Raw genomic sequence first — 12,712 nt, forward strand, 5'->3', positions numbered from 1 at the left:
CGTCCCCATGTGGCGGCAAGCGCGGGCAAGGGCCGCGCCGGCGCGGCCGGGGCGCCCGTTCAGCCCGTGATGGGGCCCAACCCGTCGATCACCCGGATCCCGTCCCGTTGTTCCGAACCGACGCCGATGCGGCCGCGCCCGGCGGCCTTGGCAGCGTAAAGGGCCTCGTCGGCCTGACGCAGCAGTTCGTCGGGGCTGTCCTCGCGCCGTGGTGGTTCGAGGCTTGCCACGCCCAGGCTGGTACCGGTATCGCAGGGAGAAAAATCCGCGCGCTCCACAGCCGCGAGCACCCGCCTTGCGACGTCGATGGCCGCGTGGTGATCGGCCAGGGGCAGGATGATCGCGAACTCGTCGCCGCCGTAGCGGGCGATGAAGTCGGTGGGCCGGGACACCGAGCGCAGGATGTCGGCGAAGGTGCGGATCACCCGGTCGCCGACCTGGTGACCGAAGCGGTCGTTGCAGGGCTTGAAGCGATCGAGATCGAGCAACACCAGCGACAGCGGGCTTTCGTGTTCGCGGGTGAGCGCCAGGGCCTCTTCCAGGCGGGTGTCGAAGGCGGCGCGGTTGCCCAGGCGCGAGAGCTTGTCGGTATCGGCGCGGGTGCGCAGTTCGCCAGCGATGGTCTCGAGTTCGCGATTGCGATGCTCCAGCTGAGCGAGGATGACCTCGCGTTCCTCGTGCTCGCGTCTGAGCTCGCGCTCGCCCCGACGCAGCTCGGCCAGGCGCATGGCCTGGCGGGCCAGGGCATCGACGGCGGCCCGCTGATGGGTATCCAGCGTTCTCGGCCGGTGATCGACCACGCACAGCGTGCCGATCGCCAGACCGTTATCGGTCGTCAGCGGCACGCCGTAGTAGAAGATGGTGGGCGAGCGGGCGTCCATCACGTTGGGGTTGTCGGCGAAACGCTCGTCCTCGCGCGCATCGGGGACGTAGGTAGCCCGGTCGGGCGTCAGGATCGCGTGCGCGCAGAAGGTATGCTCGCGTTGGACATCGTCGAGCGTGGCGCCGTCGACCGACTTGAACCATTCGCGCTCGGCGTCAATCAGGCCGATCAGCGCCAGCGGGGTGTCGCTGAGGTAGCGAGCGAGATGGGTGAGGTCGTCGAACGACGGGTCGGCCGGGGTATCGAGTATCTCCAAGCCGCGTAGCGCCGCGAGCCGTTCGGTTTCGTTGGCCGGGATGGCTGGCTTCATGGGCCTCCACGTGTCGATGAGACCCGCCCGGCACCGCAGGCGGGCCGGCGCCGGATCACCCCCGGAATCGTTGCATCACCAGCGAGGCGTTGGTGCCGCCGAAGCCGAAGCTGTTCGAGAGCACCGTGTCGATCCGCTGGTCTTCCAGCGTCCGCGTGGCGATCCGGGCGTGTTCGGCCTCGGGCTCGAGGGTCTCGACGTTCGCCGAGGCCGCGATGAAGTCGTTCTGCATCATCAGCAGCGAGTAGATCGCCTCGTGCACGCCGGCGGCGCCAAGCGCGTGGCCGGAGAGCGACTTGGTCGAGGTGACGATCGGCTGGTGATCGCCGAAGACCTCGGTCATCGCCTGCAGCTCGCGCAGGTCGCCGACCTTGGTGGAGGTGCCGTGGGCGTTGACGTAGTCAATCGGCGCCTCGACCGTCGACAGCGCCTGCTGCATGCAGCGCACCGCGCCTTCGCCGGAGGGCTGGACCATGTCGTAACCGTCGGAGGTTGCGCCGTAGCCGGTGACCTCGGCGAGGATAGTCGCGCCGCGGGCCTGGGCGTGCTCGAGCGACTCGAGGACGACCATGCCGCCGCCACCGGCGATGACGAAGCCGTCGCGGCCCACGTCGTAGGGACGCGAGGCCTTGTCCGGCGTGTCATTGAAGTTCGAGGACAGGGCGCCCATGGCATCGAACATCGCCGACAGTGACCAGTGCAGCTCCTCGCCGCCACCGGCGAAGATCACGTCCTGCTTGCCGAACTGGATCTGCTCGACGCCGGCACCGATGCAGTGCGCGGAGGTCGAGCAGGCCGAGCTGATCGAGTAGTTGATGCCCTTGATCTTGAACGGCGTGGCCAGGCAGGCCGAGGTGGTCGAGCCCATGGTGCGGGTGACCATGTACGGACCGACCCGCTTGATGCCTTTTTCCCGGGCGATATCGGCGGTGGCGACGATGTTCTCGCAGGAAGAGCCGCCAGAGCCGGTAATCAGACCGGCGCGCGGGTTGGAGACCTGCTCTTCGGTCAGGCCGGCTTGCTCGATCGCCTCTTTCATCGCGAGGTAGTTGTAGGCGGCTGCCGAGCCCATGAAGCGCAGCAGCTTGCGATCGATATGCTCGGCCGGATCGATCTTGAGCGTTCCGGCGACGTGCGAGCGAAAACCGTGCTCGACCTGCTCGGGGTTGCGTTCGATGCCCGAACGACCTTCCTGAAGCGAGGCGAGCACCTCTTTGCAGTTGTTGCCCAGGCTGGACACGATGCCCATGCCGGTGATGACGACTCGGCGCATTGAGTGGTTACTCCGAAAGTGCTTCTGTGCTGGTAAACAGTCCTACCCGAAGATCTTTGGCTTCGTAGATGACGACGCCGTCGCAGAGCATCTGCGCATCGGCAATGCCCATCGTGAGCTTGCGCATGATGACGCGCTTCATCTGCACACGGTATTCAACCTTCTTGTTTCTCGGCAAGACCTGTCCCGAGAATTTTACATCACCGACGCCCAATGCGCGCCCGTGGCCCTTGCCGCCGCTCCAGCCGAGGAAGAAGCCGACCAACTGCCACATGGCGTCCAGGCCCAGGCAGCCCGGCATGACCGGGTCGCCTTCGAAATGGCAGGCAAAGAACCAGAGATCCGGGTGGATCTTGAGTTCCGCCTGCATCTCGCCCTTGCCGTATTCGCCACCCTCGTCGGTGATCAGGTTGATGCGATCGAACATCAGCATCGGCGGCAGCGGTAGTTGCGCGTTGCCGGGCCCGAACATTTCGCCCGTGGCGCAGCGAATCAGATCGTCGTATTCGAAGGTCGATTGGGACATGGTATTCCTGGCGCAAAAACGCGGATGGTACCGCAATCCGGTCTTGTACGCAGCCTGCGGCAAATCACGCGGCACGTAGGTAATTGAATTGGCATATGATCACCTGTGTTCTGGCCAAAGACAATGAGTGGAGGTGAGCAGATGAAAGGACGTATCGATAAGACGGTCGCGGGCCTGATGGCCGTGTTGCTGGCCCCGGGGCTGGCATTTGGGCCGGCGCAGGCCAGCGAGGACGAACACGATGCCAGCGGCGTGCACGAATTCCACGAAACCATGGAGAAGCTGGGCGAGCACACCGAGCAGATCGTGAAGGCGTTCAACCACGAAGACTGGGAGTGGGTGGCCAAGGAAGCGCGGGCCATCGCTGAACACCCGCGCCCGCCCGCCGAGGAGCGCAAGCGCATCATGGCGTTCGCCGGGGATCGTCGTGCCGAGTTCCAGAAAGCCGACCACGCGGCCCACGAGTCAGCGGCGACGCTCGCCGACGTGGCGGATATCGGTGACGGCCGAGAGGTCATCCGGGCGTTTGCCGACCTGCAGGCCACCTGCCTCGATTGTCACGCGAGTTTCCGGAACGATTTCCGCCAACACTTCTACGTGAACAAGTAGGGGGCAGTCGGTTAGTTCTTGTGTCGTCGGGGCCAGACCTTGCGCCCCCCACTAAAGGTCGTCGCGTCTCCCTGCCATCGTGGCGGGGGCGGGCGGCCTTTGTCGTTACCTAATCGAACTCGGGCCGCTTGACGGCCAGCAGGCCGGTCAGCCAGCCGATCCAGCCGAGCATCAGAAATAGCCCGCCGATGGGCGTGATCGCCCCGGGCCAGGGTTGGTTGAACAGGGTCAGGGCGTAGAGGCTGCCACTGAACAGGATGATGCCGATCAGCCAGAGCCCCGCGATGGTCAGCCGCCAGCGGGCTGGGGCAGCCCAGTGGGCCATCAGCATCAGTGCCAGGGTGTGCACGAAGTGCAGCATGATGGCGGTGTCCACCTGCCGTTGGGCGTCCAGGTTGGTCGGCGCCATCGGGCCGTGCGCGGCCAGCGCGGCCAGCATGACCGCGACCAGGCCACTGACCAGACCGATGGCCAGCACCCGTCGGTCCGCGAGATGGACTTGATGGCCGGGAGTCTCCCGCATGCGTTGGCTCCGCTGGTTTGGAAGGGGGGGTCAGAATTCGTCGGTCATCTGCGCCCGCAGTCGGCGTTCCTCGAGGAGGTCGTCAAGTCGGCGCCGGGCATCCTTCGTACCCTTGATGCTGTCGAGCAGGGAGTCGTTGTTCTGCTCGTCGTCTTCGACGTCGGTATCGTCCCAGTCGTCGATATCTTGGTAGTCGTTTTCTTTGCTCATGATGTACCTGCCTGATCAAAACGTTCAAGGCGACCATCGAGCGAGGTCGCGTTGGTATCGATCGACGGTCATGGCCAAGTCCTACAGGCCATCATGGGTCCCGGGTGCATGTCCCGAGCCGGCGCCCGTCCGCGGGGATGACCAGCCGATTTCCGGCGCGTTATACCGCGTTTTTTCGGTCGGTCAAAGCAAATTGTTCATCGCGCCGGGGCGCGCATGGCCGCGGGCTTTGCGGCGATGCAACAGGTGGGTACGGGGAGGTCGGAAAACGCGTCCGTTGAGCGTGTGTGCGGAGTGCGGGAAAGGGCGGGGGTGAGGCTGACGCCGAGGCTCAGATCAGGTCGTGGTCGCGCAGTTTCTTTCGCAGTGTGCTGCGGTTGATGCCCAGGCAGGCGGCGGCCCGGCTCTGGTTATGATCGCAGCGTTCCAGCACGCGGGCGAGCAGGGGGCGCTCCACCTGACCCATGACCAGCTGATAGAGGTTGCTGGGCTGGTCTTCCTCGAAGGCATCCCAGAGGATGTCGAGCGCGTCGATGATGGTCTCGTGCACGTCTTGGTGACATTCGGCCGCACGACGGGCGCTGCCGTTGAGCGACGACACGTTGGGCTGGGAGGTGGCGGTGCTGGATGAGTAGGTCATTATTCTTTTCAACAACGCGGCATGAGGGGCGGACAGGACCACGAGACGCCGGGACGAACGGATCACTCCGTGGTCGTCCCGTGTCTCCTCGATCGAGCGTTCCGCTGGCCGTTCAGGCGCTCACGTTGGCGGACGGTCTCGATACGCTGCGAAGCTCGGCCTCCCGCCGGTCAAGCCACCGGCGCTGGGACTCGATGGTCTCCAGTCGGTTGAACTTCTTGCGCGTCCCTTCGTCAATCGGTAGCTGCGAAGAATACCACCCCCAGTGCTTCCTCGCGATGCGCACGCCCATCACATTTCCGTAATGGCGATAAATATTCTCGAATTGCTCGCGCACAAAGCCCATGATCTCGGTCGGTGCCGGATCGGGCGGAACGTCGCGGCCTTCCAGCGCGGCACGCAACTGGGCGAATAGCCACGGGCGACCGAAGGCAGCACGACCGATCATCAGCCCGGCGGCACCGGTCTTTTCCAGCACCGCCAAGGCCCGGTCCACCGAGTCGATATCGCCGTTGGCCAGCACCGGGATGCGGCGTTCGGCGACCACCTGCGCGATGGTGTCGTATTCCGCCTCGCCGAGGTACTTCTGCGCCCGCGTGCGACCGTGAATCGAGAGCATGGCGATGCCCGACTCCTCGGCGATCCGGGCGATTTCGGGGGCATTGCGCCATGTCTCTTCCGGTCCGGTACGCATCTTGAGCGTGACTGGGCAGGGCACGGCATTGACCGTCGCCTCGAGCAGTCGGGCGACCGTATCGGGCTCGGCCATCAGCGCCGAGCCGGCCGCCTTGCGGCAGACCTTCTTGGCCGGGCAGCCCAGGTTGAGGTCGATCAGCTGCGCGCCGTCGCGGTAGGCCTGACGCGCGGCCTCGGCAAGATCATGGGGCTCGTTGCCCAGAAGCTGGACGGCGCGCGGCTCCGGGTCGTCGGCGCGGATGCGGCGTTGTTCGCTCTTGCGCGTGTTCCGCAGCTCCGGCTTGCTGCTGATCATCTCGTTGACCACCAGTCCCGCGCCCTGGTCGAAACACAGCTGGCGAAAGGGGCGATCGGAAATGCCGGCCATCGGCGCGAGCGCCAGGGGAAACTCGATCGGCAGGCGGCGGTCGCATCCGACCAGCTCGATCGGTGCAAGACGCGCTGCGGACGCGGTTTGCGTTGGCAGGTCAGGGTGTGCGGACGTCAAGGGTCTCGGGCAGCCAGGTGACGATGTCCGGGAAAATTACCAACAGGGCCAGCACGGCTATCTGGATGGCGATGAACGGCAGGACCCCGCGATAGATCTGGGCGGTGCGAATGCTGGCCGGTGCCGCCCCGCGCAAGTAGAACAGCGAGAAGCCGAACGGCGGGGTGAGGAAGCTCGTCTGGAGGTTCACCGCGAGCAAGATGCCCAGCCAGATCGGGTCGATGCCCATCATCAGCAGGACGGGGGCGACGATCGGTACCACCACGAAGGTGATCTCGATGAAGTCGAGCATGAAGCCGAGCAGGAAGACGATCACCATGACGATCAGCAGGGCGGTCATCGCGCCCCCCGGCAGGCCCGAGAGCAGGTCATGAACCATTTCGTCGCCGCCGAACCCGCGGAAGACCAGCGAGAAGATCGAGGCGCCGATGAAGATCATGAACACCATCGCGGTTACTCGCAGGGTGGCGGTCAGGCTCTCGTGCAGCACGGGGAAGGTCAGGCGTCGCTTCGCCAAGGCGAGCAGCAGGGCGCCAACCGCGCCAACGGCGGCCGCCTCGGTCGGCGTGGCGATGCCGCTCATGATTGAGCCGAGCACCAGCACGATCAAAGCGATCGGTGGAGCCAGCGCGATCAGTAGCCGGCTGATTGGTGGTCGCTCGGCGAGTTCGGCCTCGGTGAGTCCCGGCACCCGCTCGGGCTGGCGCCAGGCCACGAACAGGATGTAGGCGGCGTAGGCGCCCACCAGGATCAGGCCGGGGATCAGGGCGCCGCTGAACAGATCGCTTACCGCCACGGTCTCGGGCGAGAAGATGCCTTGCTCGAGCTGCGCCTGGGTGTAGGCATTGGCCAGCTGGTCGCCCAGCAGCACGAGGATGATCGACGGCGGGATGATCTGGCCGAGCGTACCGGCGGCGGCCACCGAGCCCGAGGCCAGGCGGGGGTCGTAACCGCGGCGCAGCATGACGGGCAGGGCGATCAGCCCGAGCGTCACGACGGTCGCGCCGACGATGCCGGTGCTGGCCGCGAGGATCGCGCCGACCAGCATCATCGACAGCCCCAACCCGCCCGGGCGGCGGCCGAACAGCGCGCTCATGTTCTCGAGCAGGTCGTCGGCCACCCGGGCCTTTTCCAGCAACACGCCCATCAGCACGAACAGCGGCACGGCCACCAGCGTCTGGTTGAGCATGATGCCGAACAGGCGGTTGGGCATGGCGCTCATCAGGCCGTGGTCGAAGACGCCGATCAGCGTGCCGAGCCCCGCGAAGACCAGTGAGACGCCGGCGAGCACGAAGGCGACCGGGAAGCCGCTCATCAGCGCGGCGAAGATGGTCAGCACCATCAGGAGCAGTAGCCATTCCATGCCTTACATGCCCTCCTTCATCGAGCCGTGCTCGGGTTCGGTGGGCTGCTCGTTGCGCAGCACGGCGACGTGTCGCAGCAGTTCGACCAGCCCCTGCCAGAAGAGCAGGGCCGGCATGACGATCAACAGGGTTTTGAGGAGATACAGCAGCGGGATGCCACCCGGCTCCGGCGACCCTTCGCGCATCGCCCAGCTGTTGCCGACGTACTCGAGGCTGCTGATCCCGATAAACAGACAGACCGGCCAGAGCAGGACGACCACGCCGATGATCTCGATCCAGGCGCGGGTCTTCGGGCGGGCATTGCGCGAGAGCACGTCGACCCGCACGTGGCCGTCGTGGCGATAGGTGTAGCCCATGCCCAGCATGAACATCAGCGCGAACCAGTAGGTGATCGATTCGGACAGCCACTGGTTGCTGTCGGAGAGGCCGTAGCGCAGCGCGACCACGCCGAAGACGGTCAGGGTCAGGACCAGGCCAAGCCAGGCGACCAGTCGCCCGGTCCATTCATTGATCCGGTCGAGTCGGTCGACCAGTCGGCTCAGCCGGCAGGATGTATCCGATTGGCTCATCAGCGCACCTGTGCGGGCTGGTTGGTCTCGATCCACTCGCCGGTTGCGGTGCCGGCGGCCCGGTGCGCCTCGAGGATGCGGCGGAATGGCGTCGGGTCCTTGATGTAGGTCATCTCGCCGGCTCGCGGGAAGTATTGATCCTGCATGCGCGAGACCCAGAAGCGCAGCGCTGCGGCGCGCAACAGACCCGGCCAGGCCGCCTGTTCGGCCTCGGTGAAGGGGCGTTCGGCGAGATAGCCCGCCAGGAGCGCATCGCGCTCGGCGGCACGCGACTGACCCTGCTCGTCCACGCACCAGTCGTTGAGCGTCACCGCGAGATCGTAGGCGAACACGTCGGTGCAGGCGTAGTACAGATCGATGATGCCGGTCAGTTCACCGTTATCGAACAGGGCGTTGTCACGAAACAGATCGGCATGGATCGCCCCGCGCGGGAGGTCCGCCCGCGACTGGTCCTGTTGAAAGGCGATCTCGTCGTCGAGCAGCTCGAGTTCGTCGTCGGTGGCCTTGCTGTGCAGTTGTCGGGCGACGTCCTCGGCCCAGCCGAGATCACGATCGGGCGCCCGATACTCCGGGAAATCGGCGGAAATGCGGTGAAAGCGCGCCAGGGTCCGCCCGATCTCCCCGCAGGCGGCCGGATCCGGGTGGTCGAGCGAGGCGCCCGTCAGTCGCTGGACCAGGGCGGCCGGCTTGCCGTTGAGTTCGGTCAGGTAGGCCCCGTCACGGGTTGGTACCGGGTGGGCCGTGGGGATGTCGTGTTCGGCGAGGTAGGCCATCAGGTCGAGAAAGAACGGCAGCTCGTCGGCGCCGTGATTCTCGAACAGGGTCAGCACAAAATGGCCGCCGGTCGTGGTGACGAAGTAGTTGGTGTTCTCGATCCCGGCGGCGATGCCCCGGTGTTCGACCAACTCGCCCCGGTCAAACCGGGTCAGGAAGGTGGCGAGTTGTTCGGTATCGACCTTGGTAAAAACCGACATGACGGTCTCGTTCGTTGCTTGGGTTTGCCCGGATTTCGTTGTGTCGGCTCAGAGGTCGAGCAGCTTCTGCTGCTCTTCCTCGGTCGCCGTGACACCGCGGTTTCGGTAGAAATCGAAGATCGCGTCCACCGCCTCGTCGGCCGTGTCGCAGAGGGTGAACAGCTTCATGTCCTCGGCGGCGATGGTCTTCTCGCCCAGCAGCTGGTCGCCGAACCAGTCGATCAGTCCCTGCCAGAACGTGCTGCCCAGCAGGACGATCGGAATCCGCCGGGACTTGCCGGTCTGCACCAGGGTGAGGATCTCGGCCAGCTCGTCGAGGGTGCCGAAGCCGCCCGGCATCACCACGTAGGCCGAGGCGTGCTTGACGAACATCACCTTGCGGGCGAAGAAGTGCTGGAAATGCAGCGAGACGTCCTGGTAGTCGTTGTCGTTCTGCTCGTGGGGCAGGGCGATGTTCAGACCCACGCTGGGTGCGCCTCCGGCCTGAGCGCCCTTGTTGGCCGCCTCCATGATGCCCGGCCCACCGCCGGAGATCACCGAGAAACCGGCGTTGGAGAGCTTCTGCGCCACCTCGACAGTCAGGCCGTACCAGGGATTGTCTTCCTTGTACCGCGCCGAACCGAAGATGCTGACGGCCGGCTCGATGCTGGCGAGCGTCTCGTAGCCGTGGACGAACTCGGCCATGATCTGGAAGACCTTCCACGACTCCTGCGAGAGCCGTTGTTGCTGATCCATCCGGGTCGGGTGATTGGGTAGCTTTCTACTCATGCAAGACCGCGTGAAGCCGAGGTGTTCCCGGGATGTTTCCCCCGGAGTTCAGTGGGGTTTCAGTGGTTGCCGACCCGTCGGTGACGGGGCTGCCTGTGGCATAGTACCGGCCTGATATCCACGGAATACAAAAGGGGCAAATCCTACCATGTCCGACCGCAACGGACCCGTGATTCTCGTCGATGGCAGTTCCTTCCTGTTTCGCGCCTTCCACGCCCTCCCGCCGCTCACCGCGCCCGATGGCACGCCCACCGGCGCCATCCACGGCGTGGTCAACATGCTCCTCAAGATGCGGCGCGAGGCCGATCCCAGCCACATGGCGGTGGTGTTCGACGCCCCGGGGAAGACCTTTCGCGACGACATTTATCCCGACTACAAGGCTCACCGGCCGCCGTTGCCCGACGACCTGCGGGTGCAGATCGAGCCGGTGCATGCACTGGTTCGGGCGTTGGGTTTTCCGCTCCTGTGCATCGAGGGGGTCGAGGCCGACGACGTCATCGGCACCCTGATGCACGAGGCGCGCGAGAACGACGAGGAGGTGATCGTCGCGACCGCCGACAAGGATTTCGCCCAGCTGGTGGCCCCCAGCGTGACGCTGGTCAACACCATGAGCAACAAGACCACCGACGTCGCGGCCGTCGAGGAAAAGTACGGCATCACCCCGGCACAGTTCATCGACTTTCTCGCACTGGTCGGCGACAAGGTCGACAACATCCCCGGCGTCCCGGGGTGTGGCCCCAAGACGGCCACCAAGTGGATCAACCAGTACGGCTCGCTCGACGAGATCATCGCGCATGCCGAGGAGCTCAAGGGCAAGGTGGGGCAGTCGTTGCGCGATTCGCTAGAGTTCCTGCCCACCAGCCGCGAACTGGTGACCATCCGCACCGATTGCGAGCTGCCGGTCACCCTCAACGAGTTGGTGATCGAGCCGGCGGACGTCCAGACCGGCCTGGCATTGGCCGATCGCTACGGACTCAACTCGCTACGCCGCTGGTTCGGCGAGCAAGGACTCGAGGAGGGCAACTCGGTCGCGGAGACGGTCGAACGCCCCGAGGTCGAGTACCACACGGTGACCGATCTCGACACGCTGGATGCCTGGATCACGCGGATCGAGGCGGCCCCGCGCGTGGCCTTCGACACCGAGACCAATTCGCTCGAGCCGATGCAGATGGCGATCGTCGGGCTGTCGTTCGCGATCGAACCCCACGAGGCGATCTACGTACCATTGGTGCACGTCGATGCCCACGGCGAACGCATCGAGCCGCAACTGGATCGCGACACGGTGCTCGCCCGGCTCAAGTCGTGGCTGGAAGATGATCGTCCCACCAAGATCCTGCAGAATGCCAAGTTCGACATGCACGCGCTCGCCAGTCACGGCATCACCCTGCGCGGGCTCGTGGATGACAGCATGCTCGAGTCCTACGTGCTCGATCCGACCGCCTCGCGCCACGACATGGACACGCTCGCCTCCCGCGAGCTGTCGTATCAGACCACTACCTTCGAGGAGATCGCCGGCAAGGGTGCCAAGCAACTGACCTTCGACCAGATCGAGATCGATGTGGCCGGCCCGTATGCCGCCGAGGATGCGGACATCACCCTTCAACTGGCCGACCGCCTGCGCGCGCAGCTGGCCGAGGTGCCCACCCTGATGACGGTCTACGAGGGGATCGAGCGGCCGCTGGTGCCGGTGCTGTTCAGCATGGAGCGTGCCGGCGTGGCGATCGACAGCGAGCAGTTGGCGCGCCAGGGCGAGGCGATTGGCGCACGAATCGCCGCGATCGAAGCCCAGGCCCAGGAGATCGCCGGCGAGACCTTCAATCTCGGTTCAACCAAGCAGCTCAAGGCCATCCTCTACGAGCGCATGGGGCTGCCGGTGAAGGTCAAGACGCCCAAGGGCGAGCCGTCGACCAACGAGGAGGCGCTCTCAGCGCTGGTCGACGAGCATCCGCTCGCCCAACTGATCCTCGATTACCGTGGCCTGACCAAGCTCAAGAGCACCTACATCGACCGCCTGCCCGAGCGCATCGACCCCACGACGGGGCGGGTGCACAGCATGTTCCACCAGGCGGTAACCGCGACCGGGCGCCTGTCGTCCTCGAATCCCAACCTGCAGAACATCCCGGTGCGTACCGAGGAGGGGCGGCGCATCCGCAAGGCGTTCGTCGCCACGCCCGGCCACAAGCTGATTTCGGCAGATTACTCGCAGATCGAACTGCGGATCATGGCGCACCTGTCGGGTGACGAGGGATTGCTGTCGGCTTTCGAGCACGGCGAGGACATCCACCGGGCCACCGCCCGCGAGGTGTTCGCCGATGGCGGCGAGGTCTCGGACGAGCAGCGTCGTGCCGCCAAGGCGATTAACTTCGGCCTGATCTACGGCATGTCGGCCTTCGGGCTGGCGCGCCAGATTGGGGTGGGGCGGACCGAGGCGCAGGATTACATCGATCGCTACTTCGCTCGTTATCCCGGCGTGGCGCGCTACATGGACGACACGCGCCGGCAGGCCCACGAACGTGGCTTTGTCGAGACCGTCTTCGGCCGGCGCCTGTACCTGCCCGAACTCAAGAGCCGCAATGGCCAACGCCGCCAGTACGCCGAGCGCACCGCGATCAACGCACCCATGCAGGGCACGGCCGCCGATATCATCAAGCGGGCGATGTTGGCCTTGCACGAGAACGTGGTGATGCCTGGCCGGGCCCGGATGATCATCCAGGTGCACGACGAGCTGATCTTCGAAGCGCCGGCCGCTGAGGCCGAGTCGCTGGCGAACGAGATCGAGACCACCATGATCGCCGCCGCCGAGCTACGGGTGCCGCTCGAAGTGGGAATCGGCATCGGCGAGAGTTGGGACGAGGCGCATTGAATATCGGCGACTGACAC

13 protein-coding genes are annotated in these 12,712 nt (G+C 65.4%); 2 read left to right on the forward strand and 11 right to left on the reverse strand.

Features of this window, described 5'->3' with window-relative positions:
• Window positions 1-59 precede the first annotated feature (59 nt).
• The 3 genes from D5687_RS04260 to fabA are packed head-to-tail and all read right to left on the reverse strand — an operon-like array spanning window position 60 to window position 2,992.
• On the reverse strand, window positions 60-1,193 hold the full coding sequence (locus D5687_RS04260) for a diguanylate cyclase (RefSeq protein ID WP_125198529.1): 1,134 nt from the start codon (window positions 1,191-1,193) through the stop codon (window positions 60-62).
• 55 nt (window positions 1,194-1,248) lie between these two features.
• Complete coding sequence (gene fabB, locus D5687_RS04265; protein ID WP_125198530.1) at window positions 1,249-2,466, reverse strand: beta-ketoacyl-ACP synthase I; 1,218 nt, start codon at window positions 2,464-2,466, stop codon at window positions 1,249-1,251.
• A gap of 7 nt (window positions 2,467-2,473) precedes the next feature.
• Complete coding sequence (gene fabA / locus D5687_RS04270) at window positions 2,474-2,992, reverse strand: bifunctional 3-hydroxydecanoyl-ACP dehydratase/trans-2-decenoyl-ACP isomerase (RefSeq protein WP_125198531.1); 519 nt, start codon at window positions 2,990-2,992, stop codon at window positions 2,474-2,476.
• Between the two features lie 141 nt (window positions 2,993-3,133).
• On the opposite strand from fabA, the gene D5687_RS04275 reads away from it, so the two are divergent.
• Window positions 3,134-3,601 carry a cytochrome c gene (locus D5687_RS04275; protein ID WP_158611745.1) on the forward strand — a complete coding sequence of 156 codons (468 nt, stop codon included), beginning with the start codon at window positions 3,134-3,136 and terminating at the stop codon, window positions 3,599-3,601.
• A gap of 109 nt (window positions 3,602-3,710) precedes the next feature.
• On the opposite strand, the gene D5687_RS04280 is transcribed toward D5687_RS04275, so the two are convergent.
• The 8 genes from D5687_RS04280 to D5687_RS04315 all read right to left on the reverse strand — a co-directional run bounded on the left by D5687_RS04280 (window position 3,711) and on the right by D5687_RS04315 (window position 9,832).
• Entirely contained in the window at window positions 3,711-4,124 is a 414-nt protein-coding gene (locus D5687_RS04280) for a DUF423 domain-containing protein (RefSeq protein WP_125198533.1), read from the reverse strand.
• 30 nt (window positions 4,125-4,154) lie between these two features.
• A complete protein-coding gene (locus tag D5687_RS04285) occupies window positions 4,155-4,334 on the reverse strand; it encodes a PA3496 family putative envelope integrity protein (protein ID WP_125198534.1) in 180 nt (59 codons plus the stop codon).
• Window positions 4,335-4,665: 331 nt separating this feature from the next.
• Window positions 4,666-4,974: a helix-turn-helix domain-containing protein gene (locus tag D5687_RS04290; protein WP_125198535.1), complete on the reverse strand. Its 309-nt coding sequence runs from the start codon at window positions 4,972-4,974 to the stop codon at window positions 4,666-4,668.
• Window positions 4,975-5,086: 112 nt separating this feature from the next.
• Complete coding sequence (gene dusB, locus D5687_RS04295) at window positions 5,087-6,070, reverse strand: tRNA dihydrouridine synthase DusB (protein ID WP_370271302.1); 984 nt, start codon at window positions 6,068-6,070, stop codon at window positions 5,087-5,089.
• 67 nt (window positions 6,071-6,137) lie between these two features.
• Entirely contained in the window at window positions 6,138-7,520 is a 1,383-nt protein-coding gene (locus tag D5687_RS04300) for a TRAP transporter large permease subunit (RefSeq protein ID WP_125198537.1), read from the reverse strand.
• 3 nt (window positions 7,521-7,523) lie between these two features.
• A complete protein-coding gene (locus tag D5687_RS04305) occupies window positions 7,524-8,090 on the reverse strand; it encodes a TRAP transporter small permease subunit (protein ID WP_125198538.1) in 567 nt (188 codons plus the stop codon).
• Complete coding sequence (locus tag D5687_RS04310; RefSeq protein ID WP_125198539.1) at window positions 8,090-9,064, reverse strand: homoserine kinase; 975 nt, start codon at window positions 9,062-9,064, stop codon at window positions 8,090-8,092. Before D5687_RS04310 ends, D5687_RS04305 begins: the two co-directional genes overlap by 1 nt.
• 48 nt (window positions 9,065-9,112) lie before the next feature.
• Window positions 9,113-9,832 (reverse strand): TIGR00730 family Rossman fold protein, encoded by a 720-nt coding sequence (locus D5687_RS04315; RefSeq protein ID WP_125198540.1) that lies wholly within the window; start codon window positions 9,830-9,832, stop codon window positions 9,113-9,115.
• Window positions 9,833-9,980: 148 nt separating this feature from the next.
• On the opposite strand from D5687_RS04315, the gene polA reads away from it, so the two are divergent.
• Entirely contained in the window at window positions 9,981-12,695 is a 2,715-nt protein-coding gene (gene polA, locus D5687_RS04320) for a DNA polymerase I (RefSeq protein ID WP_125198541.1), read from the forward strand.
• The last annotated feature ends 17 nt before the right edge of the window (window positions 12,696-12,712 follow it).

The organism is Guyparkeria sp. SCN-R1 (genome assembly GCF_003932495.1).
Taxonomy (GTDB): Bacteria; Pseudomonadota; Gammaproteobacteria; order Halothiobacillales; family Halothiobacillaceae; genus Guyparkeria.